Source organism: Tsukamurella sp. M9C, assembly GCF_020169415.1.
Classification (GTDB): Bacteria; Actinomycetota; Actinomycetes; order Mycobacteriales; family Mycobacteriaceae; genus Tsukamurella.
Genome location: NZ_JAIULG010000001.1, coordinates 83,630 through 104,637 on the forward strand (window position 1 = coordinate 83,630; position 21,008 = coordinate 104,637).

The following is a 21,008-nucleotide window of genomic DNA, read 5'->3' on the forward strand; positions in this document are numbered from 1 at the left end:
CCGGCGTCCCCGACTTCGGAACCGTCGCCCGGTTTCGTTCTACGTCCCCTCTGGGGCGCGGGTGATCGACACGATCACCGACGAGCGGCGGAACTGCTCGGTGTCGAAGGGACTCGCGGGATCGTCGAACCAGACCAGCGACTGATCACCGACACGCGGCCAGCGGGTCACCCTCGTGATCCGGTGCGCGATGCCGTCGTAGTCGAACGCCCCCGAGGGGCTGGCGGGGCCGGGACGGCGCGTGTAGGTCAACGTGTCCAGATCCCATACGTGCGTAGATCCCTGGGATGCCACCACCCACCGGCCGCGCATACCGTCCGCGAGCTCAACCACCGTCTCCGACGGTGGATCGTTGGCGTCCTGCGGTTGCTGGACATTCGGCTCGTTAGCCATGGGAACTCCTCGTCTCGTCGTAGGGCTCGCTGCCCCGAACGCTAGGTGGTGTTCATTTAGGCCGCTACCGGGTGAGCAGTCTTCGGACCTGGTTTCGCGGTGCCGCCACCAGTGACTTACCCGGCGGGTTCGAGGACGCGGGGATGGATCAGTTCGATCCGTGGGACGTGGATTTCGACGCCGCCGAGGACCCGCACCCGGGGCCACTCGCCGTCGACCATCGTCAGGCCTGCCTGGGCGGGGGTGAGGCCGTCCTCGGTGGGGATCAGGCACGCCTCACCGGGACCGGCCTTGCACCCGGGGCAACCGGTCTTGACCTCAATGATGATTCGCGACCTTTCGAGCTCGAGCTTCTCCTCGTCGGTGGCGTGACGCCAGCAGCCGAAGCCTTCTTGGTGGCCGACCCCGGCCTGGTACAGCGGCCGCATCTGACACGGTTTCCCGTTCGTCTTCGGCCGCAGGCACTTCTGCTTGAGGCTGCGGTCGAGGTCGTCCTTCTTGGCCTTGATCCGCTCGGCGTTGAGAGCCATCTGCGTCAGGTAGTCGGCTGTGTTGTCGCCGGCCGCCTCGTACAGGGCGAACACCTGCCGCGGGGACTGGGGGCCTGTCCAGCGCCGGCTATCCGCCCCGTACACGGCGACCGGCAGCTTGCGTGCGACGATGCCGATCGCGACCTCGATGTAGCGAGCCAGATCGGTGTGCATGTTGCCCACCCGCTCCGGATAGATCGCGATGCCGTACTCGGCCTCGATCCGTGCGGCCTCGCGGTTGAATCCGTCGACGGCGATCTCCACCTGCCGCAGCGCCGTGATCAGCGGCGTGTGATCGAGCGGGGAAGACGTGGGCTTCGGGCGGGGGGTGCGGTTGCGATCTGATCTCCGGGACATTGGTACGAGCGTGCCAGTAACTACGTAGGAGGTTGCTCGACGGTGGCGCACTGCTTCGCAGGAGCGGTGTGCGAAATGCGCGCGCGAAATACCAGGCGCATCCCCTCGAACCCAAACGAACAGACCGGAGTCTACGCATGTCTAGCGCAGGCGCCAGAGCCGAGCACGACGGCCTGCACAACCTCGGCGTCCCCCGGATTCCCAAGGGACGCCGTGCAGGTCACCGCCCGGAGCGAAATCCGCGAGCAGAGGCCGTACACCGCGGACCGTGCGGGTCGTGCCTCGGTAACGCGCTCCGAGGCACGACCCGTGTCCGCTGTGGGGTTACGCCGCTTGCTGAACCACCGGCTCCGAGCGCGCTTCTTGGGGCGCAGGCGGGAGCGCGGTGACGCGGCCGGCGCGGACGCCGTTGGCGATGACGACGATCTCGGCGAGTTCGTGGACGGCGACGACGGCGGCGAGGCCGAGGACGCCGAACAGTGCGAGGGGGATGAGGATCGCGATCAGAGCGAGGGACAGGGCCACGTTCTGCAGCATGATCGTTCGGGCTCGGCGGGCGTGATCGAGGGCCTGCGGCAGCGTCCGCAGGTCCTCGCCCATGAGCGCGACGTCGGCGGTTTCGATCGCGACGTCCGAGCCCATGGCGCCCATGGCGATACCGAGGTCCGCGGTGGCGAGGGCGGGGGCGTCGTTGACGCCGTCGCCGACCATCGCGGTGAACCGGTCCTTGCGGAGCTCGCCGATGATGCGGGCCTTGTCCTCGGGCCGCAGGTCGGCGTGCACGTCGTCGATACCGGCGATCTGCGCCAGGGCGGTGGCGGTGGCGGAGTTGTCGCCGGTGAGCATCGCGACGGTGGCGCCGCCGCTGTGCAAGTGGTCGATGACCTCGGCCGCTTCGGGACGCAGCTCGTCGCGGACCGCGACCGCCCCGATGACCTGTCCGTCGTCTTCGACGAGGACCGCGGTGGCGCCGCTGGCTTGCATGGCCGCGACCCGCGCTGCGAGTGGGCCCGGGTCGATCCAGCCGGGCCGGCCGAGCCGGGCGGGGCGCCCGTCGACGAGACCGGTCAGCCCGGCCCCGGGCACGGCCTGCACCTCTGCCGCCGCGACGGTGTGGTCACCGTTGGCGGTGAGGATCGCCCGCGCCAGGGGGTGTTCGCTGTGTGCTTCGAGCGCCGCGGCGATGGCGAGCACCCGGTCCTGTTCCGGCGACCGGACACCCGAGCCGAGGGCATTCGACTCGACGCCGGTTCCGGTGGTGGTGGTGGCGATGTCGACGACGGCGGGGCGGTTCGCGGTCAGGGTGCCGGTCTTGTCGAGGGCGACGGTGCGGACGCGGCCGAGGGCTTCGAGGGCGGCGCCGCCCTTGACCAGGACGCCGATCTTGCTGGCGGCGCCGATCGCGGCGACGACGGTGACGGGGACGGAGATCGCCAGCGCGCACGGGGAGGCGGCGACGAGCACGACCAGGGCCCGCTCGATCCACGTTGCGGGGTCGCCGAGCAGGGACCCGAGGATCGCGATCGCGGCGGCGAAGATCATGATCGCCGGCACCAGGGGCTTGGCGATGGTGTCGGCCAGGCGCTGCGCGTCGCCCTTGCGGGACTGCTCGGCTTCGACGATCTGCACGATCTTGGCCAGCGAGTTGTTCTCCGCGGTGGTGGTGACCTCCACGGTGAGGGCGCCGGTGCCGTTGATCGACCCGGCGAACACTTCGTCGCCGGGTCCGGCTTCGACGGGCACGGATTCGCCGGTGATCGCCGAAACGTCCAGGGCGGTCCGGCCGTCGGTGATCCGGCCGTCGGTGGCGATCCGCTCACCGGGCTTGACCAGCATCCGGTCCCCGACCGCCAGCTCGGCTGGGGAGACGGTGGTCGGGGCGCCATCGCGCAGGACGGTCGCGGTGTCGGGGACGAGGTTGAGCAGCGCCCGCAGGCCGCGGCGGGTCCGCGAGACCGCGTACTCCTCGAGGCCCTCGCTGATGGAGAACAGCACGGCGAGCATCGCGGCTTCGCCGACCTCGCCGAGGATCACCGCGCCGACGGCGGCGATCGTCATCAGCGTCCCGACGCCGATCTTGCCCTTGGCCAGGCGCCGCAGCGTGGACGGGACGAAGGTCCACCCGCCGATCAGCAGCGCGATCCACTCCAGCACCAGCGACACGCGCTGCGGTCCGCCGCTCCACCCGACGATGTACGCGGCGAGCAGGAACACCGCCGCTGCCGCGGCGGCCTGCAGCTCCCGCAACTGCCACCAATGCTCAGGGGCCTGCTCGTCCTCGCCGGCGGGCTCGTCGTGCCCGCACCCGCACGCGTCGCTCATCCCCGCACCACCTTCGCCGCCGAAGCTTCCTCGGGCGTGACAGCGTCCGGGCCGCAGCAGGAGGCGCTGTCGGTGCCGTAGTTCGGGCACAGCGCCACCGCGTTGCCGGTCGCCGCGAGCAGCGTCTCCGCCGCCGCGAGCAGGTCCATCAGCTCCGGGCGGGCGAGGCTGTAGAAGACCTGCCGGCCCTCCGGGCGGCCCTGCACCAGCCCGCAGTCCCGCAGGCACGCCACGTGCGCCGACACCGTCGACTGCGCCAGACCCAGCTCGGCCATCAGATCCGCCACCCGCGCCTCACCACCGTGGGCCAGCCGGGTCGCGATCGCCAACCGGGTCCCGTCGGAGAGGCTGTGGAACAACGCGACCGCGGGATCGAGCTGTGCGCCGGTCGCCACCGAACACTCATTCATCGTCATACGGCGATGATAGCGGCATTCTGTGGTGTAATCGAGTTCCCGCGAGGAACAGGCTGCCGACCGGTGGCCTGAGCGGGTGTTGGGAGCTGCTGGGTATGCCGTCAATGTCGACGATCGAGTCTCTGTTCTGCCGCAGCACGCCGTGGGAGGCAGCGACGCGGCGATGGGTGCTGCCGTGGGCCTTGCAGGGCGTGCGTCCCACCGGGCGGGTGCTGGAGATCGGCGGCGGCGGGGGCGCGATGGCCGCGCAGCTGCTCGCGGCGTGCACCCCGGCGGATCGGGTGCAGCTCACCGTCACCGACTTCGACCCGGTGATGGTCGACGCCGCGCAGGATCGGTTGCAGCGCTTCGGTGACCGGGCCGTGGCGCAGGTGGCCGACGCCACCGCGTTGCCCTTCGGCGACGGGGAGTTCGACACCGTCGTCTCGTTCATCATGTTGCACCACGTCGTCGACTGGGAGCAGGCGCTGCGCGAAGCCGTCCGGGTGCTGCATCCCGGCGGAACCCTGGTCGGCTACGACCTGCTCGGCACCGCGCCGGCGCGGATCCTGCACCGGCTCGAAGGCGCTCCGCACCGGTTCATCGACCGCGGCCAGCTGCGCCCGCACCTCGCGGGCCTGCCGCTGCGGGACCTCACCGTCCGGGAGAACGCGGCACTGACCCGCTTCCGCGCGACCCGCACCGCAGGCCGATGACCACGCCAGAGCCCGACGGCGGGCCCCGTCACGGGCATCATCACGGTGCGCGGCCCGAGCTGGACGGCCTCGAACAGGTGGAGGTCGCGGTGGCGTTCGTCGACCTCGCCGGCTACAGCGTGCTCACCGAGATGTGCGGCGACCAGGAGGCCGCCGAGCTCGCGATCCGATTGGCCGAGCAGGCCCGGCGAGCCCTGCACCCGCAGGCCCGGCTGGTGAAAACCATCGGCGATGCGGTGATGCTCACCGCCGAGACCACCGATGCGATGCTGGCCACGATCACCACCCTCGCCGAGCACGCCGCCGACGAGGACGGATTCCTCGCCCTCCGCGCCGGAATCCACCACGGCACCGCGGTGCGCCGCGACGGCGACTTGTTCGGGCACGCGGTCAACATCGCCGCCCGCATCACCGCCCTCGCCGGCGCCGGCCACGCCGTCATCACCGACCCGCTCCTGCCCGCCGCCACCCGCGCCGGTGTGCCCACCGCCGCCCTCGGCCCGCGAAGCCTGCGCAACATCAGCGCCCCGATCGACCTGCACAGCATCACCTTCACGCAGACCCGACACCCGCACGACCCGATCTGCGGGGCCCGCATCGACCCGGCGACCGCCCCCGCACACCGGCACACCGACGCCGGCCGATGGTGGTTCTGCTCAGCCGACTGCGCCGGCCGATTCGACCGAGCGACCACCACAGCCACCCCGTCACGGCGGGGTGGCCGGTGATGATCTCGACCGTGCTGCAAGCGGTGGGCCTGTTCGTGGCCACCAACATCGACGACATCATCGTGATCTCCCTGTTCTTCGCCCGCGGCGCGGGCCAGCGGCACCTGACGGCCAAGATCACCGCCGGGCAGTACCTCGGATTCGCCGGCATTCTCGCCGTCGCGGTGCTGATCGCCCTCGGGGCCGGCGCATTCCTCCCCGTCGCGGCGATTCCGTACTTCGGGCTCGTCCCCCTGGTCCTGGGGCTGCGGGCAGCGTGGTCGAGCTGGCGCGAATACCGCGACAACGACGGCGACGGCGATGACTCCGCGGCGGGGAAGGGTGCGGGGAACGCGGTCGGCGTCCTGGGCGTGGCGGGCGTGACCTTCGCCAACGGCGGCGACAACATCGGCGTGTACGTGCCCGTCTTCGTCAGCATCAGCCGCACCGCGATCGCCGCCTACTGCGTGGTCTTCCTGATCCTGGTTGGGGCACTGGTCTACATCGCCCGGTTCGTTGCCACCCGCCGCCGCATCGCCGAGATCCTCGAACGATGGGAAAGCGTGCTCTTCCCCCTGGTGCTGATCATCCTCGGTGTCGTCATCCTGGTCTCGGGCGGCGCCTTCGGCCTGTAAGCAGGTTGGTGGTGCCGGGCGCTCCCATACCGCGGTGTCCGCGTGCTGGCAGGCTGGTCTGCATGGACGAGGTGAGTGAGGACGACCTGGCGGGTATCCGCGCACGGTTCCTTCCCGGGTGGTACGGGTCCCTGGATGTCGGGCCAGGCTGGTACCGGCTGATCGTCGATCTCGACCGGGAGCTTGCGGCGATCGACCCCGGCTACCAGCTGGCGCAGGTCAAGGAGAAGTTCGGTGGGCTGCGGTACTACGTGGAGTTCGAAGCGGACCGGCCCCGGCCGGGCTTCGACGAGCTGATCCGGGCGGCGGAACGACGCTCGGAGCTGACCTGCGAGCAATGCGGCCGTGCCGGCGGCCTCACACGCCGCGGGACCTGGGTCCGGACCCTGTGTGCCGCCGACGCCGCGGCGAGCGGATTCGTCCCCGACGAGTCCGCACCCAACTAGAAGATCGGTGCGGGTCCGGTGCACGGCGGTCAGTCGTCGGTGTCGCGCAGGAGGTGTTCGGCGATCCGGGTCCACGGCACCGTCGCGTCGTGATCGTCGAATGTGAGCGTGATGCCGACCTCGCGGACGCCGGCGGCGGTGAGGTGACGCTGGAGTGCGGTGAGGACCTCGGCGGTCGTGCCGGCGCCGACTTCTGCGGCTGTCGTGGCCACTGCTTCGTCGAGTAGGTGTGCGGCCGTGCGGTACCGCTGATCGATCAGGTCCATCTCGGCGGTGATGGCGTCCACCCGGGCCCGCCGGTCCGGGTCGGCGAGAATCCGCGCCAGCCGCTCATTGCCGGACACGAACCGCACCTCGTCGCTACTTTCCGTCATGGTCGTCAGCATCCACGCTGGGCGCGACGTTTATCCGGGTGGACAAGTGCACCGGGCCGCGCGGATCATCGCCTTGCGTGGACGAGACGACTACCGGCACCGATGTGGGAGCGATACTCGATGAGCTGGTCGGGCCCTTCTACGACGCCGAAGGTGTCACCGGGTACCTCGGTCTGGACGGCGATGACCTGGCGCGGATGGTCGCGGCGGAGCAGGTGATCTGTGCGCCGCTGGCCGGCGGCACCCCGGTATTCCCTGCGTGGCAGTTCCCCGACGGCCGCCGGGTGGATGAGTGGCTGCTGACCATCTGGCAGACCCTGCGGCGCGCCGCCGAGCCGTGGACGGCGGCCGGCTGGATGTGCGCGCCGTCAGCGGACCTCGACGACCAGACGGCGATCACCTACCTCACCCGCGGCCCGCGTGATCCCCGCCGCCTGGATGTCGTCCTGGCACGGGCATCCGAGGACAGCGCCCACTGGATGCAGTAGGGCGCGGCATCAGAGCGGTTGGTTGATACCGGTTTCGGCGGACTCTTCGGCGAGGACCTTGGCCGTGAGACCGCGGGCGTGTGCTGCGCGCCAGGCGGCGGCGAGGTTGTCGGCGCGGCTGTGCCAGGTCATCTCGCCGAGGTACTCGGCGTGTTTCTTCGTCGCATCGGTCCACCGCAGCTCCGCGTAGAGCCGCCGGTACTGGCACCGGAGGACCACCCGCCCGAGAGCGTCGGGTGCAGTGCGGATGACGCGGTTGTGGCGGCCGCCTGCGGCGTCGTCCTGCTCTTTGGCCTGCACCGCCTTGTTCGAACCGCGTGGGACTCGCCAGTGGTGGTCTTTGACCGCGTCCTTGCGGTTCCAGCCCCATCGCGACATCCCCGGCGGCCCGCTGTGTTAGACGACGGTCAGGTGCCGGCTGCCGGCGGTAGCACCTTCGGGTGCACCGAACAGGCTGGTGCGGCGGTCGGGGCTCAGCAGTGTCAGGGCGTCGAGCTCGGTGGTGCTGTATCCGTCGGTGGCGAGTTGGGCGAGGACATCGCGGGCGAGCTCGGGGGTCTCTGCAGGGACACCGGGCCGGGCGCCGTACATCCGGCCGGTCTCGTTGAGCAGGCGGAACATCGCCCGGTACTGCCGGTCGGAGAGCACGCCACGCTCACGGGCACGGACGACGAGCGAGGACTCGCTCACCCCCCAGTCCAGGCGCAGCTCGTCGAGCTCGTGGACGGTCCGGGTCGAGACCCGGTCCAGCGCCGGGCCGATGTCATCGACCGGCGCGAGGAACTCGGCAGCGAAAACATCCGCCCGTCGTTCGGTTTCGGCTGGGCTGACCAGGGTCATCGCATCCATCACCAGGTGCCCGAGTTCGTGCGCGAGGGTCATGCGCATCCGGTCCGGCGGCAGGGCAGAGTTGACGTACACCAGGTGCGGGTGATGCGCGGTGGCGCGCAGGGTGACCGCGTCGATCTCGCGGTCGTGGAAGTCCTCGACGACGACGAAGACCCCGGCCCCTTCCAGCAGTTCGACCATTGATCGGATGGGCCCGGCGATCCGCCAGAGCCGGCGTAGAACCTGCGCGACGGTGATCTCGCCGAGCTCGGCGGCGTAGTCCCCGGGGTCGAGATCCGGCAGCGCCAGCGCCGGATCGAGGTCGGTGTGGGCCACGACCCGACCGAGCCGCATCGCGACCAGGTTGGCGCGCGCCCAGACGCGGTCGCGCTTCCACTCCGCAGTAGTGGCGTTGGCGCGGAAGTGCGTGCCCTGCGCAGGGGAGCGCTCGAACGCGACGCACAGAGCATCCACTGGGCATTGCAATGCCCGCGCGTAGTCGTCGAGCGCCTTACCCGCCAAGGGCAGCGCACCGGCCTCGACCCGGGTGACGTGCGATCCGGAGACCCCGGCCTCCTCCGCGAGCCGCTTCTTCGACCAGCCGTGCGCCAGTCGCGTCAGCGCAACCATCACCGGGTTCGCCTCGGCCTGCGAGAAGAGTGCCGTCACCCAGATCGCCTCCATATCCCTCGATCGGTCCCTGCGCTCCACGCTATCGCGGCAGCACCGCAAATCCGTGCAGAAACACCGTGTGAACTGCGATTTTCCTACCGGCCCGGTTATCTGCACCTGAGACGCAAGTGACTGGTGTGACGCCCATCTCGTGCGCGAGATCGAGCCGAGCCGGTGTGGACAATTCTGCAGGTCACGGCGTGTTGTCTACCTGAGAACTGTACCACGTTAGGCAAAATTCCACGCAAGTAATTACATCGAGAGGAGACAGATCGTGACGACACTCATGGACGACCTCAACCCGCTGCAGGGAACGGTGTCCCGGAAGGAGGCGCAGCGTATCCTGCGTCCGGTGACGATCGGCGTCGGCGCGCTGCTGCTGGCCGCAGTCGATCACTGGAACACGCTCATGGCGGAGCAGCCGGCGCACCTGCGGACGGTGCTGCAACCGCTGCTGCGGGGCAGCCACGTCGCGGCGTTCGTCTCCGCCGGCACCAACGTCTGGCTGAGCACCCAGGGGATGCATCCGCCCGGACACCTGGTCAAACGGCCCTACCAGTGGTCGGAGGTGAGCAGTCACGGCCGCACCTACCTGGCGATCCATCACAAGGAGATGGAGGGCACCAACACCCGGCGCAAGGCGTTCATCAAGCAGGATTCACAGACCCTGCAGCTGGTGGGCGATCCCACGCACTGCGAACTGACCTGGGACTACGACGCGGCCACCGATTCGCACGTGCGGCGGATCTGGGTCAGCGCCCCTGGCGTGCACTGGGAACGGTTCGAGGTGCCGATGGATCGGGTGCAGGAGCGGTACGCCTCCTGGCGCAAACGGGACGTACGGTGGCTGCCCGGGCGGCTACCCGCCGACGACCTCGTCGGCACCGAGGATCTCGTACGCGATGAGCAGGATCGGCGGCGCACCGACATCAAGACCCGCCGGCCGCGCCGCGACGACGTCATCGAGGACCAGCGATGAGGGCCGCCGCGGTCACTGTTCACGGGGTCCGGTCGTGGACGGTCGTCGACGACCAGGGCCTGCCGGTGCCCGAGATCGAGCAGTTCCTGCACTGGCAGCGGGCGATCGGACGTTCCCAGAACACCGTCCGCTCGTACGCACGGCACTTGAGTCAGTTCTACCGCTGGCTCGCTGCCCGGGGAATCTCATGGGATGAGCTGGATTTCCATCAGCTGTGCGATTTCGTCGCCGTCCTCACCGCAGGACTGCCGCCGCTGCCGTCACGGTGCGGGGGCCGTGCACCCGGCACCGTGAAAGCGGTCAGTGCCGCGGTACGTGAGTTCTACGAGTTCCACCGCGTCGAGGGCCGGGGACCGCAGAATTTGGTGCTGACCCGCAATCCGTCGAAGTTGCCGCGGCGAGCGCACAGCTTCCTCGCCCACCTCGAGCAGCGCCGTCCCCGCGAGGTCTCCCGCCTGGCCCGGCCCGACCGGCAGCCGGCCGAGACGGTACAGGTGATCGACTTCGAAACCGACTTCGCCAAGCTGCTCGCCGCGGCGTCGACCACCCGTGACCGGCTGCTGCTGTCGGCGCAGTACGACCTGGGCCTGCGGGTCGGCCAAGCGCTCGGCCTGCGTCACGGCGACCTGAACCCGATGCGCCGACAGGTGGTGATCTGCCGGCGCGACGACAACGCCAACGGCGCCCTGTCGAAGCAGAAGACCCAGTTCATCGTCGACGCGCCGCGGCGGTTCTTCGACCTGTATGCCGCGTACCTTCTCGGTGAGGTCGCCCACGTCGACAGCGATTACGTGTTCGTCAACCTCTCCCGCCCACCCGTCGGTGGTCCGATGACCTACTCCAACGCTTACCAGCTCATCGAACGGATCGGCGCCGCCGCCGGGATCGACGATCTCAACCCGCACATGCTCCGCCACACCCACGCCACCGCCCTGGCCAAGGCCGGATGGACCTCCGCCGAGATCGCCGCCCGCCTCGGCCAATCCCACTCAGCGAGCGCCGACGTGTACATCCACCTCGCCAGCGACGACCTCGCCGAAAAGCTCCGTCACACCGAGCATCTGGTCTGGCGTGAACCGCAGCAGCACCGCGTGAAGGGAGACGGCGATGGCACGCGGTAACGGCGAGCGCGCCCGGTCGGGGCGCAACGATATCTCCGCTCTGCAGGTGCCGGACGGGCCCTGGTGCGCGCCGACGTGGCCGGTCGTCGATGTCGCCGGCGACCGCCGCCGCGCCGCCACCGACCCCTGCGCCGTCATCGAGTGCAACGGCGAACGGTACTGGCTCGGCGGCCCCGGCGGACGCGCCGGCGCCACCTCGGGGCTGTGCTACGCCCACTACTTCCAGTGGTTCCGTGCCGGACAGCCCGCCGACTTCGACGCCTGGGCCGCCATCAGCGCCCTGCCTGTCGGCGCGACGCGCGGCCGGCCTGCCACCACCCAGGCGGTCGACTTCCGCCGCATCCCAGCGGCTGCTGCTGACGAAATCCGGTTCGTCGCCGCCACCAAGATCGGCCGCGGCGACTGGACCCCCAACACCGGACTGCGCCGCGTCCTGATCGTTCTCATCGACGTCGCCGACGGGCGGATCACGAGCTCCCTGACCGAACGCCCCGTCGACGACTGGCTGCTGCTGTGCCGGCAATACTGGCCCTACACCAACTTCGACTCCCTCTGCGCGCCCTACATCCGCAGGTTCTTCCGGCTCCTGCACGGGGCCACCGACCCCGACCCGTGGGCGGCGGACCACTGGCGATGGCGCGACGGATTCGAGTTCGTCCTCGACACCACCCAGGCCGGGGCGACACGAACCGCCGTCGACTGGGCCACCGTCCCGGTGCCCTGGCTCAAGGACGCCGTCAAACGCCTCGCCCGCCAACAGCTGTCCACCTCCAGCATGTCCTGGGGAACACTCACCCAGTGGCTGCGCGCCACCCGCCAACTCGCCCAGTTCCTCACCCTCGACGGAACCGTCCCCGAACCATCGGTGGTCACCAGAACGGTGTTCCTCGACTACCTCGAATGGACCCGCCGCCCCGACACCAAGGCGAACCCCCAACTCGCGAACACCGCCGCCTACCTGCTGGAAACACTGCGCGACTGCGGACTCGTCAACGACCTGGGATCAGCGGTCTTCCTGCGCCGCGGCGAGAACGTCCACCGCAAGACCCGCCGGCCGAGGCCCTTCCCACCCGACGTCATCGAACGCATCGATACCCTGATCGTCGACAACCCGGACACCGATCCCACTCTCCGGGCGATGATCGCCACCACACGATGGGCCGGGTGCCGCATCTCCGAACTCGTCAGCCTCCCGATCGACTGCCTCCAACACAGCGACCAGGGGTACTGGATCGAATACTGGATGACCAAAACCAGTGCCTGGCGCCGGTTTCCCGTCCCCGACAGTCTCGCTACGATTATCCGCGACCAGCAGACCCGCGTCCGCGACACCTACGGGCCCGACGCCGAACACCTCTTCCCCGGCGCCCGATCCAGCGCCGCCGCCGGCCGCACCCAGCCCTGGTCCACCAGCGGCCTACGGCACCGCCTCGCCGCACTCTTCCGCGAGCACGACATCACCACCTCCATCACCACCGGCGAGAAGATCTCCGGAGGCGACGTCCACCGCTTCCGCCACACCATCGGGATGAACCTGCTCAACAACGGATGGACCCAACCGGAAGTCCGCGACTTCCTCGGCCACCACAGCGACACCATGACCGCAACCTACGCCCGCATCACCGACGACACCCTCGCCCGGAAAGCCCGGCAATTCTGGGACACCAACCCCGACAACGGCGCTGACGCCACCGTCGAGCGACTGCGAGCCCGCTTCACCACCGCACTGCCGAACGGGTTCTGCACGCTCCCCGCGACGCAACGCTGCGAATTCCGCCCGAACCCCTGCATCGACTGCTCCTTCCACGACCCCGGCGGCCGCACCTTCCTCGGCGCGCACATCACCCACCGCGACCAGCTCAAACAACTCGCCGCCCAAGCACAGGAAAACGGCGACAGCCAGGCAGCGGAACTGAACAAGAGCATGCTCGACAAGGTCACCAAGCTCATCGACGAAATCAGACCAGACGCGCAGGAACCCAGGTGAGCGAAGGCGACCGCGATCACCGCACAGCCCGCCTCACCGCGGCCGCCGCCGCCCGCACAACCAGCGCGACCGCCCGCGCACGCCGAGCCATCACCCGGCTGCACAACACCGGACACCCCGTCACCTTCGTCGCCGTCGCCCGAGCCGCCGACGTCTCAACCAGCTTCCTCTACAAGCACCCCCAGCTCCGACAGGAAATCGACGCGAAACGCGGCACCGCCCCCACTGGAACCGAACGCTCCACCGCCGCCAGCGCGGAATCCCTCCGCACCAAACTCGCCACCGCGATCGACCGCAACCGTCAGTTGACCGAACTGCTCGAGCAACTACGCACCGAGAACGAGGCGCTCCGCAGCCGACTCCTCGACCTGGGAACCCGGCCACCGGCCACGCAAGAAGCCCGTCGAGGAGAACCTGCAGATAACCCGACCACCACAGGGCCACAACAGCCACGATGACCCCCGTCAGCCACGTCGCGGACAGTCAGGAGGCTCCTATAGATATCGAATCTCCTAGGCTCCACAAACACTTCGCGCGATCACAGGCGGTTTCCGGTCTTCCGGGAGCCGCCTTTCGTCGTTTCCGACGGTGCCTGACCTGCTCCGATGCCGGATCGGCGATCTTGACCTACTCTTTACTCAGTGACCTGCGAATCGGCAGGCCCGATACAGAGAGAATCGATGAGACGCGCCTCGCGCAAACGCCGAAGACCCCGATCCGCTGAACCCGCGCCCCACCGAGGGGCCGCCGCGTGATCACCCTCCTCACGATCCTGGCCGGCGTCGTCGTCGTGCTCGTGATCACCGCGTTCACCGGCTACTTCGTGGCCCAGGAGTTCGCGTACATGGCGGTGGACCGCTCCCGGCTCAAGGCGCGCGCGGAGGCGGGCGACGAGGCCGCGGCCCGCGCCCTGCAGGTCACGCGCCGCACCTCCTTCATGCTGTCCGGCGCGCAGCTCGGCATCACGGTGACCGGCCTGCTCGTCGGTTACGTGGCCGAGCCTCTGATCGGGCAGGGCGTCGGGACGCTGCTCGGCGGGGTGGGCGTGCCCGCGGGCGTGGGCATCGCGATCGGCGCGGTCCTCGCCGTCGGCCTCTCGACCGTCGCGCAGATGGTCTTCGGCGAGCTGTTCCCGAAGAACCTCGCCATCGCCCGGCCGGAACCCGTCGCCCGCCGCCTGGCGCTCTCGACGACGCTGTACCTCCGCGCGTTCGGCTGGCTGATCCGGTTCTTCGACCAGGCCTCGAACCTGCTGCTGCGCGCCGTGAAGATCGAGCCCGTGCACGACGTCGAGCACTCGGCGACGCCCCGGGACCTCGAGCACATCGTCGCCGCGTCGCGGGACGCGGGCGAACTGCCCCGGGAGCTGTCGACCCTGCTCGACCGGATCCTCGACTTCCCCGGCCACACCGCCGAGCACGCGATGATCCCGCGCGCCCGCGTCGATCTGGTCGCCGCCGACGAGCCCGCGGCCGCCGTCCTGCAGCGCATGTCGGACGGCCACACCCGCTACCCCGTGGTCGGCGCCACGGCCGACGACCTGATCGGCGTCATCACGCTCCACGACCTGCTCGGCAACAGCTCAGGGACCGCGCGCACCCGCTGTCGCCCGGCCGTGATCGTGCCGGGCTCCATGCCGCTGCCCGCCGTCGTCGCGCGACTGCGGGATGCGGGCCAGGAGATGGCCCTCGTCATCGACGAGTACGGCGGCTTCGACGGCGTCGTGACGGTCGAGGACATCGCGGAGGAACTGGTCGGCGAGATCGACGACGAGCATGACGGCACCGACCCGGCGCCCGCCGTGCCCGACGGCGACGGCTGGCTGCTGCGCGGCGACATGCACCTCGACGAGGTCGAGCGCCTGCTCGGCGTCGACCTCGAACCCGGCGACGCCGAGACCCTCGGTGGCGCCGTCACCGCGCGCCTCGGGGCGCTGCCCCGGCCGGGCGACGTCACCGACCTGCCCCTGCTGCCCGATCCTGCGGCGGTGCCCGGAACCGCCCGGCCCGCGCTCCGGGCCGAGGTGCGCACCGTCGAACGACGGGTGCCGGCGGCCGTGCACCTGAGCCTGCCCGCGATCGACCGGACGGAGGACGACGATGAGTAGCCCCTGGACGATCGTGGCGATCACGGTCCTGTTGATCGCGGCCAGCGCCTTCTTCGTGGCTGTCGAGTTCTCGCTCATCGCCGCGCGCCGACACCGGCTCGAGGACGAGGCGGCGCACAGCGCTTCCGCGCGGGCCGCGCTGCGCAGCTCCTCGGAGCTCTCGCTGCTGCTCGCGGGCTCGCAGCTGGGCATCACCGTGTGCACGCTGGCGCTGGGCGCGATCACCAAGCCGGCCGTCGACGGGTGGCTGACGCCGCTCCTCGCGGCCACCGGTATGCCGGGATGGATCGCCGACGTGGGCGGCTTCGTGCTGGCCCTGCTGATCGTGACCTTCCTGCACCTCGTGGTCGGCGAGATGGCGCCGAAGTCGTGGGCCATCGCGCACCCGGAGCGGTCGGCGATCCTGCTGGCCCTGCCGATGCGGGCCTTCATGACGGTGTTCCGCCCGCTGCTCCTGGTGCTCAACGAGGCGGCCAACCGATGCCTGCGGCGCGTCGGCGTGACGCCCGTGAACGAGGTCGAGTCCGGCCAGGACCCGGCGGCGCTGCGCCACCTCGTCGAGCACTCGGTCACCGTCGGCGCGCTCGACGAGCAGCACTCCGGCCGGCTGACCAGCGCGCTCGAGCTCGAGGCGCTGACCGTCGGCGACATCGCGCGGTGGGACGCCGCGCCGTCGTCCGTGCCCGGTTCGGCGACGCCCGCACAGGTCCGGGAGGCCGCCGACCGGACGGGCCACCTCCGGCAGCTGGTGACGGGCGGCGCGCACCTCGGCGTGGTGCACGTGCGCGACTGCCTGCGGGCCGACGGGACCGCGACCGCCGCGGATCTCATGCGGCCGGTCCCGATCCTCGACGCCGCCGAGCCGGCGTACGCGGCCCTCGCCACGATGCGGGAGTCGCGGGCGCACCTCGCCGTGGTGGAGCGCGACGGTGCGCGGGCGGTGCTCACCCTCTCCGACCTGCTCGGCAGGTTGATGCCCGTGTGATCGCGGTCTCCGGCCCGCGGGGTTACACTTCGCGGGCCGGATGCGGAATCCCCTCGGGAGCGGTCGCGCCACTGTGAAGCCAGACCCGCGCCGGCACGCCCGGGCGACCGGGCACCGTCGAACCCCGTCTACCCGGGCGCGAAACCCCGGACGAAGGAGCGCCGCCCATGGCGAACGCATCCACCACCGCCCACGCCGGTGACCTCTCCCTGCACGTCTCCCGCCGGGCGGTGTGGCTCTCCGCCACCCTGATCCTGGCCGTGCTGGCGTACTACTTCATCGGCATCGACCAGGGCGCCGTCTCGGTGTTCGGCAACGACATGCACGTCCACGAGTTCTTCCACGACGCCCGGCACTTCCTGGGCTTCCCCTGCCACTGATCGGGGAGACATGGAGAAGCACGTCATCGCCCGCGGCGCACTCGCCGGGGCGATCGGAGGACTGCTCGCGTTCGTCTTCGGGCGGATCATGGTGGAGCCGATCATCGGCCGCGCCATCGATTTCGAGGAGGCCCGCAACGCCGCGGAGCACGCCTCCCACCCGGGAATGGCGATGGAGGAGCCGGAGCTGTTCACCCGCGCCGTCCAGCAGAACGTCGGGCTCGGCGCCGGCCTGATCCTGTTCGGCATCGCGATGGGCGCCCTGTTCGCAGTGGCCTACTGCGTCGCGGCGCCAAAGCTCGCGCAGTGGACGCCGCGGGCCGTCGCGCTGGCCGTGGCCGGCTCGCTGTTCGCCGGGATCTACGCCCTGCCGTACCTGAAGTACCCGCCGAACCCGCCCGTTGTGGGCGATCCCGAGACGATCCGCGAGCGCACCGGCGCGTACCTGCTCATGGTCGCGATCTGCCTCGCGCTCGTGGCGGCCGCGTGGGTCATCGGGCTCGCCGCCGTGCCCCGGCTCGGGGCGTACGGCGCCGCGCTCGCCGGCGGGGCCGTCGTGATCGTGGGCCTCGTGCTCGCCTGCCTGGTGCTGCCGGCGACCGTCGCGACGCCGGAGGGCTTCGACCCCGACGACTTGTACTGGTTCCGCACGTACTCGTTCCTCGCGCAGGCCATCCTGTGGGGCGCGATCGGGCTCGTCGGCGCGGAGCTCCTGCAGCGGCTCACGGTGCGGAAGGGCGACGCGACGCGCACGGCCGTCTCGGCCTAGCCTCCTCGCAGAACGACGCAGCGGCGGCATACCCTGGGGGTATGAACCGCCGCTGCGCTCTGTGCTGGGTGGCCGCGCTGATCTCGATCATCGTCTCCGCCACCATCCACTACCGCGGGGGTAGCGGCGGCCTCGACGGCCTGTTCTTCGTGATCGCGCTGGCCTGGGCGCTGCTCGCCATCCAGGCGCACCAGCCCGCGGGCTGGCGCGGCTAGGCGGCTACTCGCCCTTCTTGCGGGGATCCTCCTCGGACGGCGACTCGACGGCCACGTCCTCCTCGGCCTCCTCCACCCGCTCCAGCTCCTCGACGGGGGCTGGGGCGCTGTCTCCGGTGGCGCCACTGGCCGGGCGCACGCGGGGCGGCTCGGCGGCGACGGGCGGCGCCGACGGGGTGCGCAGCAGCTTGAAGGCGATCCCGCCCACGGCCAGGACGAGCGCGAGGACCGCGCCGATCAGCAGCGGCGTGCGCCGGGCCGAGCGGGACGGCGCACCGTCGGACAGGGTGATCGCCAGCTCGGGATCGACCTCGGCGGGGGCGATCCACGACCGGACCAGCCCGTAGACGCCGGCGATCAGCTTGCCGGCGAGCGACAGGCCGAGGCCCGAGAGCGCGCGCAGGATGTTGGCGGGGCCGACGATGCTCTGGCCGAGGCCGGAGACGAGGCGCTGCACGTTCGAGGGGGCCGACGGTGCCGGGGCGGCGTCGGCGGCGAGGGCGTCGTCGAGCAAGGGGGTGGTGGCCATCGGTGGCGTGATCCTTTCAACGGACGGGAGTGCGTCTTTCCACCGCCGATTCTTATCCGATCTCCTGGGGTTCGCACTTGCAGAAAATGGCAGAATGGCGGTGTGACCAACTCCAACGCTACCGCCCACGTGACCCTGCACACCTCTGAAGGTGACATCCGTATCGCGCTGTTCGGCAATCACGCTCCCGTGACCGTGGCGAACTTCCTCGGACTCGCCCAGGGAACGAAGGAATACACGACCACCAACGCCTCCGGCGGCGACTCGGGCCCGTTCTACGACGGCTCCGTCTTCCACCGCGTGATCGACGGCTTCATGATCCAGGGCGGCGACCCGACCGGCACCGGCACCGGCGGCCCGGGCTACGACTTCGTCGACGAGTTCCACCCGGAGCTGCGCTTCGACCACCCGTACATCCTGGCCATGGCCAACATCGGCCGCCCGGCGACCAACGGCTCGCAGTTCTTCATCACCGTCGGCAAGACGCCGCACCTCAACAACCGGCACACGATCTTCGGCGAGGTCGAGGACGAGGCCAGCCGCAAGGTGGTCGACGCCATCGGCGGCACGCAGACCGACCGCGCGGACCGCCCGGTCAAGGAGGTCACCATCAACTCCATCACCGTCGAGGAGTAGTCGTCCCCTCCCCACGCGTGTGCCCGGCCGGGTGATCCGGCCGGGCTTTCGTGTCTTCGGGGCCGTCTCGGGCCGTCGCCGGGCGGGCTCGGTGGGCCCGGCGCAGTGAATTTACTTCGCCTAACTCCTCCATCAGTGTGGATCAGATTCTGCACGGAATTCCGGATATCTCAAGGATTCGTGTGAGCCGGATCTCGATCGACGCAGGTGGGTGAGCATCTTCACGGCACAACGCCCGCTCTGAGATGGACACCCGTCGTCCGGTCTTCGTAACCTTGCCGTGATCTTGTGGAGACCGAGGCGTGACCGACACGCCGCTCCACGGAGTCGGGAGTTCGACGAAAGTGACCAGCGACAGTACGAAGACCATGACCGTCCGCAGCACCCGCCGCGGCACGATGCGCGCGGCCCTCGGAGCCGCAGCCGCCGTGATCGGAATCGTCGCCGCACCCGCCGTGGCGCAGGCCGCCCCCGCGCCCGCCCCGCAGGCACCCGTCGCACAGGCCGGGCAGATCGCTGGACCCGACCGCTCGTCGGTCGTGCAGGCCGCGCTCACCCGCGTGGGCATGCCCTACGTCTACGGCGCCGCCGGCCCCAGCTCCTTCGACTGCTCCGGTCTCGTCACCTGGGCCATGAACCAGGCCGGCGTCAGCGTGCCGCGCAGCAGCTACTCGCTGATGAGCGCCGGCACTCCCGTCTCGCAGGCGCAGCTGCGCCCCGGCGACGTGGTGATCACCAACGGCGGCGGCCACGCCGCGCTGTACATCGGCAACGGCCAGGTGGTCGAGGCGGTGACCTCCGGCATGCCCGTGCGCGTCGCCGGCATCCGCGGCTTCGTCACCGCACGTCGCTACTGATCAGGTGAAAGATCTCCGTCTCTCAGCGGTGTCGCGGGCATGACTGCGGCGTGTCGCGCTGAGAGGCGTCGATCTTTCACGCGGGCCGCAGGGCCTCGAGCTGCTGCGCGACGAGGGTGGGCGCCTCGCCCAGCTCCCAGCGGCCGAGGAAGAGCAGGTCGTCGCCGCGCGTGAGTTCCAGCAGCACCGACTCGCGGCCCCAGTGCCGCGTGGTCGTGCGCTTGATCTCCAGGCCGTCCCACGGGAAGACCTTGCGGCCGAAGGCGCCGCGGTAGACGACGCCGGCACCGTCGGCGGACAGGCGCGGGCGGAGGACCAGCACGGACGCCCCGAGGTAGATCAGGGCGAGCACGCCGATGCCCACGAGCACCATGCCGACGGGGTCCTTGATGGCCTGGAAGCCGACGGCCGCGGCGCCGAGCAGGACGCCCGCGACGAGGAGGACGACGCCCACACCGCGCGGGGCGCTCCAGTTATCCACAGGTTTATCCACAGCTGGGGATGAATGACATCGTTGTGATTTCGCTGGTCAGGGCTACTTCCACCACATCGTCATCAACAGACCGGCGATCATGAGGCCGAAACCGATGGCGAAGTTCCACGCCTCGAGGTTCGCCATCCACTCCAGCGGCTTGCCGGGCGCGCCCAGGCCGTTGGGGTCCGCACCGACGTAGTAGACGAGCAGCCAGGCCAGCCCGGCGAGCATGAGCGCCAGGAACGCGACCACGAACCACCGGCCCGACGGAGCGCTCACCTTGACCGGCGTGCGCGAATCCGTGGCGGTGTTGATCGTGTAATCGGTCTTCTTCCGGACCTTCGACTTCGGCATGGCTTCCTTCTACCAGGGTGCGTTTCACCTGCCAGGTTATCGGATGTACCGGCGGCACCCCACCCCGCTAGGGTGGACGGCGTGCGGATCCTCGTCGTCGACAACTATGACAGCTTCGTGTTCAACCTGGTCCAGTACCTCGGCCAGCTGGGCGTGGAGGCGGACGTGTGGCGCAACGACGATCCGCGACTGGACGATCCGGCCGCGGCGGCCGCGCAGTACGACGGCGTGCTGCTCAGCCCCGGCCCCGGCACCCCGCAGCGCGGGGGGCAGACGATGCCCATGGTCGAGGCCGCGCGGGCGGCCGGCTCCCCGCTGCTGGGCGTGTGCCTCGGGCACCAGGCGATCGGGGCCGTCTTCGGCGCGACGGTCGACCGGGCGCCCGAGCTGCTGCACGGCAAGACCTCGCTGGTGCACCACAACGGCCACGGCGTGCTCGCCGGTCTGCCCGACCCCTTCACCGCGACCCGCTACCACTCGCTGACGGTGCTCGAGCCCACGATCCCCGCCGAGCTCGAGATCACCGGCCGCACCGATTCCGGCGTGGTGATGGGCTTCCAGCACCGCGAGCTGCCGATCCACGGCGTGCAGTTCCACCCCGAGTCCGTGCTCACGCAGGGCGGCCACCGCATGCTGGCGAACTGGCTGGTCGTGTGCGGCCTGACGATCCCCGAGGCGCGGGTCGCCGAGCTCGAGCAGGAGGTCGCCGCGGCGCTCGGGTGAGCGCCGCGGACCGTCGGGCGAGGTGCCG

Annotated in this window: 27 protein-coding genes; 17 read left to right on the top strand and 10 right to left on the bottom strand. The window is 70.3% G+C overall.

Annotation, left to right across the window (positions count from 1 at the left end):
• Positions 1-39: 39 nt before the first annotated feature.
• The 4 genes from LB823_RS00390 to LB823_RS00405 all read right to left on the bottom strand — a co-directional run bounded on the left by LB823_RS00390 (position 40) and on the right by LB823_RS00405 (position 4,018).
• Complete coding sequence (locus LB823_RS00390) at positions 40-393, bottom strand: hypothetical protein (RefSeq protein WP_068565106.1); 354 nt, start codon at positions 391-393, stop codon at positions 40-42.
• 116 nt (positions 394-509) lie between these two features.
• The gene (locus tag LB823_RS00395) at positions 510-1,187 is read right to left on the bottom strand and encodes a hypothetical protein (protein ID WP_224644786.1); all 678 of its coding nucleotides are present in this window, start codon (positions 1,185-1,187) and stop codon (positions 510-512) included.
• Between the two features lie 417 nt (positions 1,188-1,604).
• Positions 1,605-3,602: a cation-translocating P-type ATPase gene (locus LB823_RS00400; protein WP_224644787.1), complete on the bottom strand. Its 1,998-nt coding sequence runs from the start codon at positions 3,600-3,602 to the stop codon at positions 1,605-1,607.
• Positions 3,599-4,018 (bottom strand): helix-turn-helix transcriptional regulator, encoded by a 420-nt coding sequence (locus LB823_RS00405; RefSeq protein WP_224644788.1) that lies wholly within the window; start codon positions 4,016-4,018, stop codon positions 3,599-3,601. The genes LB823_RS00400 and LB823_RS00405 overlap by 4 nt, the downstream gene beginning before the upstream one ends.
• Before the next feature lie 104 nt (positions 4,019-4,122).
• Here LB823_RS00405 and LB823_RS00410 point away from each other — a divergent pair, with 104 nt between their 5' ends.
• The 4 genes from LB823_RS00410 to LB823_RS00425 all read left to right on the top strand — a co-directional run bounded on the left by LB823_RS00410 (position 4,123) and on the right by LB823_RS00425 (position 6,501).
• The gene (locus tag LB823_RS00410) at positions 4,123-4,713 is read left to right on the top strand and encodes a class I SAM-dependent methyltransferase (protein WP_224644789.1); all 591 of its coding nucleotides are present in this window, start codon (positions 4,123-4,125) and stop codon (positions 4,711-4,713) included.
• On the top strand, positions 4,710-5,441 hold the full coding sequence (locus LB823_RS00415) for an adenylate/guanylate cyclase domain-containing protein (RefSeq protein WP_224644790.1): 732 nt from the start codon (positions 4,710-4,712) through the stop codon (positions 5,439-5,441). Before LB823_RS00410 ends, LB823_RS00415 begins: the two co-directional genes overlap by 4 nt.
• Positions 5,438-6,055 (top strand): cadmium resistance transporter, encoded by a 618-nt coding sequence (locus tag LB823_RS00420; protein ID WP_224644791.1) that lies wholly within the window; start codon positions 5,438-5,440, stop codon positions 6,053-6,055. The genes LB823_RS00415 and LB823_RS00420 overlap by 4 nt, the downstream gene beginning before the upstream one ends.
• Positions 6,056-6,117: 62 nt before the next feature.
• The gene (locus LB823_RS00425; protein WP_224644792.1) at positions 6,118-6,501 is read left to right on the top strand and encodes a hypothetical protein; all 384 of its coding nucleotides are present in this window, start codon (positions 6,118-6,120) and stop codon (positions 6,499-6,501) included.
• Between the two features lie 29 nt (positions 6,502-6,530).
• On the opposite strand, the gene LB823_RS00430 is transcribed toward LB823_RS00425, so the two are convergent.
• Complete coding sequence (locus LB823_RS00430; RefSeq protein WP_224644793.1) at positions 6,531-6,875, bottom strand: hypothetical protein; 345 nt, start codon at positions 6,873-6,875, stop codon at positions 6,531-6,533.
• A 77-nt stretch (positions 6,876-6,952) separates the two neighbouring features.
• On the opposite strand from LB823_RS00430, the gene LB823_RS00435 reads away from it, so the two are divergent.
• Positions 6,953-7,363, top strand: a complete 411-nt coding sequence (locus LB823_RS00435) for a hypothetical protein (protein ID WP_052511025.1) — start codon at positions 6,953-6,955, stop codon at positions 7,361-7,363.
• A 9-nt stretch (positions 7,364-7,372) separates the two neighbouring features.
• On the opposite strand, the gene LB823_RS00440 is transcribed toward LB823_RS00435, so the two are convergent.
• Positions 7,373-7,663 carry a hypothetical protein gene (locus LB823_RS00440; protein ID WP_043078246.1) on the bottom strand — a complete coding sequence of 97 codons (291 nt, stop codon included), beginning with the start codon at positions 7,661-7,663 and terminating at the stop codon, positions 7,373-7,375.
• Between the two features lie 96 nt (positions 7,664-7,759).
• Complete coding sequence (locus tag LB823_RS00445; RefSeq protein ID WP_224644794.1) at positions 7,760-8,860, bottom strand: ImmA/IrrE family metallo-endopeptidase; 1,101 nt, start codon at positions 8,858-8,860, stop codon at positions 7,760-7,762.
• Between the two features lie 277 nt (positions 8,861-9,137).
• Here LB823_RS00445 and LB823_RS00450 point away from each other — a divergent pair, with 277 nt between their 5' ends.
• The 9 genes from LB823_RS00450 to LB823_RS00490 all read left to right on the top strand — a co-directional run bounded on the left by LB823_RS00450 (position 9,138) and on the right by LB823_RS00490 (position 17,406).
• Positions 9,138-9,842 (top strand): hypothetical protein, encoded by a 705-nt coding sequence (locus LB823_RS00450; protein ID WP_224644795.1) that lies wholly within the window; start codon positions 9,138-9,140, stop codon positions 9,840-9,842.
• Positions 9,839-10,963, top strand: coding sequence for a tyrosine-type recombinase/integrase (locus tag LB823_RS00455; RefSeq protein WP_043078158.1), 1,125 nt, complete (start codon positions 9,839-9,841; stop codon positions 10,961-10,963). Before LB823_RS00450 ends, LB823_RS00455 begins: the two co-directional genes overlap by 4 nt.
• Positions 10,950-12,950: a tyrosine-type recombinase/integrase gene (locus tag LB823_RS00460; protein ID WP_224644796.1), complete on the top strand. Its 2,001-nt coding sequence runs from the start codon at positions 10,950-10,952 to the stop codon at positions 12,948-12,950. The genes LB823_RS00455 and LB823_RS00460 overlap by 14 nt, the downstream gene beginning before the upstream one ends.
• Positions 12,947-13,408 carry a DUF6262 family protein gene (locus tag LB823_RS00465; protein WP_065212754.1) on the top strand — a complete coding sequence of 154 codons (462 nt, stop codon included), beginning with the start codon at positions 12,947-12,949 and terminating at the stop codon, positions 13,406-13,408. Before LB823_RS00460 ends, LB823_RS00465 begins: the two co-directional genes overlap by 4 nt.
• Positions 13,409-13,701: 293 nt before the next feature.
• Complete coding sequence (locus LB823_RS00470; protein ID WP_224644797.1) at positions 13,702-15,057, top strand: hemolysin family protein; 1,356 nt, start codon at positions 13,702-13,704, stop codon at positions 15,055-15,057.
• Complete coding sequence (locus tag LB823_RS00475; protein ID WP_224644798.1) at positions 15,050-16,042, top strand: CNNM domain-containing protein; 993 nt, start codon at positions 15,050-15,052, stop codon at positions 16,040-16,042. The genes LB823_RS00470 and LB823_RS00475 overlap by 8 nt, the downstream gene beginning before the upstream one ends.
• Positions 16,043-16,209: 167 nt before the next feature.
• The gene (locus LB823_RS00480; RefSeq protein WP_126195642.1) at positions 16,210-16,422 is read left to right on the top strand and encodes a CbtB-domain containing protein; all 213 of its coding nucleotides are present in this window, start codon (positions 16,210-16,212) and stop codon (positions 16,420-16,422) included.
• 10 nt (positions 16,423-16,432) lie between these two features.
• A complete protein-coding gene (locus tag LB823_RS00485) occupies positions 16,433-17,191 on the top strand; it encodes a CbtA family protein (protein WP_224644799.1) in 759 nt (252 codons plus the stop codon).
• A 41-nt stretch (positions 17,192-17,232) separates the two neighbouring features.
• Positions 17,233-17,406, top strand: coding sequence for a hypothetical protein (locus LB823_RS00490; RefSeq protein ID WP_158645192.1), 174 nt, complete (start codon positions 17,233-17,235; stop codon positions 17,404-17,406).
• 4 nt (positions 17,407-17,410) lie between these two features.
• On the opposite strand, the gene LB823_RS00495 is transcribed toward LB823_RS00490, so the two are convergent.
• A complete protein-coding gene (locus tag LB823_RS00495; RefSeq protein ID WP_224644800.1) occupies positions 17,411-17,935 on the bottom strand; it encodes a hypothetical protein in 525 nt (174 codons plus the stop codon).
• Positions 17,936-18,037: 102 nt separating this feature from the next.
• Between LB823_RS00495 and LB823_RS00500 the strand changes: the two genes are divergently transcribed.
• On the top strand, positions 18,038-18,571 hold the full coding sequence (locus LB823_RS00500; RefSeq protein WP_224644801.1) for a peptidylprolyl isomerase: 534 nt from the start codon (positions 18,038-18,040) through the stop codon (positions 18,569-18,571).
• Positions 18,572-18,939: 368 nt separating this feature from the next.
• Complete coding sequence (locus LB823_RS00505; protein ID WP_224644802.1) at positions 18,940-19,428, top strand: C40 family peptidase; 489 nt, start codon at positions 18,940-18,942, stop codon at positions 19,426-19,428.
• Between the two features lie 76 nt (positions 19,429-19,504).
• On the opposite strand, the gene LB823_RS00510 is transcribed toward LB823_RS00505, so the two are convergent.
• Together LB823_RS00510 and crgA are read right to left on the bottom strand one after the other, a co-directional pair.
• On the bottom strand, positions 19,505-19,909 hold the full coding sequence (locus LB823_RS00510) for a PH domain-containing protein (protein ID WP_224644803.1): 405 nt from the start codon (positions 19,907-19,909) through the stop codon (positions 19,505-19,507).
• A gap of 54 nt (positions 19,910-19,963) precedes the next feature.
• On the bottom strand, positions 19,964-20,257 hold the full coding sequence (crgA, locus tag LB823_RS00515) for a cell division protein CrgA (RefSeq protein WP_224644804.1): 294 nt from the start codon (positions 20,255-20,257) through the stop codon (positions 19,964-19,966).
• Positions 20,258-20,338: 81 nt separating this feature from the next.
• On the opposite strand from crgA, the gene LB823_RS00520 reads away from it, so the two are divergent.
• Positions 20,339-20,980 carry an aminodeoxychorismate/anthranilate synthase component II gene (locus tag LB823_RS00520; RefSeq protein WP_224644805.1) on the top strand — a complete coding sequence of 214 codons (642 nt, stop codon included), beginning with the start codon at positions 20,339-20,341 and terminating at the stop codon, positions 20,978-20,980.
• Positions 20,981-21,008 lie beyond the last annotated feature (28 nt).

Excerpts from the sequence above, each read along its gene's own strand:
- LB823_RS00390 (WP_068565106.1), bottom strand. The coding sequence starts at position 393 with ATGGCTAACGAGCCGAATGTCCAGCAACCGCAGGACGCCAACGATCCA.
- LB823_RS00400 (WP_224644787.1), bottom strand. The coding sequence starts at position 3,602 with ATGAGCGACGCGTGCGGGTGCGGGCACGACGAGCCCGCCGGCGAGGAC.
- LB823_RS00405 (WP_224644788.1), bottom strand. The coding sequence starts at position 4,018 with ATGACGATGAATGAGTGTTCGGTGGCGACCGGCGCACAGCTCGATCCC.
- LB823_RS00410 (WP_224644789.1), top strand. The coding sequence starts at position 4,123 with ATGTCGACGATCGAGTCTCTGTTCTGCCGCAGCACGCCGTGGGAGGCA.
- LB823_RS00415 (WP_224644790.1), top strand. The coding sequence starts at position 4,710 with ATGACCACGCCAGAGCCCGACGGCGGGCCCCGTCACGGGCATCATCAC.
- LB823_RS00425 (WP_224644792.1), top strand. The coding sequence starts at position 6,118 with ATGGACGAGGTGAGTGAGGACGACCTGGCGGGTATCCGCGCACGGTTC.
- LB823_RS00430 (WP_224644793.1), bottom strand. The coding sequence starts at position 6,875 with ATGACGGAAAGTAGCGACGAGGTGCGGTTCGTGTCCGGCAATGAGCGG.
- LB823_RS00455 (WP_043078158.1), top strand. The coding sequence starts at position 9,839 with ATGAGGGCCGCCGCGGTCACTGTTCACGGGGTCCGGTCGTGGACGGTC.
- LB823_RS00460 (WP_224644796.1), top strand. The coding sequence starts at position 10,950 with ATGGCACGCGGTAACGGCGAGCGCGCCCGGTCGGGGCGCAACGATATC.
- LB823_RS00475 (WP_224644798.1), top strand. The coding sequence starts at position 15,050 with ATGAGTAGCCCCTGGACGATCGTGGCGATCACGGTCCTGTTGATCGCG.
- LB823_RS00480 (WP_126195642.1), top strand. The coding sequence starts at position 16,210 with ATGGCGAACGCATCCACCACCGCCCACGCCGGTGACCTCTCCCTGCAC.
- LB823_RS00485 (WP_224644799.1), top strand. The coding sequence starts at position 16,433 with ATGGAGAAGCACGTCATCGCCCGCGGCGCACTCGCCGGGGCGATCGGA.
- LB823_RS00490 (WP_158645192.1), top strand. The coding sequence starts at position 17,233 with ATGAACCGCCGCTGCGCTCTGTGCTGGGTGGCCGCGCTGATCTCGATC.
- LB823_RS00495 (WP_224644800.1), bottom strand. The coding sequence starts at position 17,935 with ATGGCCACCACCCCCTTGCTCGACGACGCCCTCGCCGCCGACGCCGCC.
- LB823_RS00505 (WP_224644802.1), top strand. The coding sequence starts at position 18,940 with ATGACCGTCCGCAGCACCCGCCGCGGCACGATGCGCGCGGCCCTCGGA.
- crgA (WP_224644804.1), bottom strand. The coding sequence starts at position 20,257 with ATGCCGAAGTCGAAGGTCCGGAAGAAGACCGATTACACGATCAACACC.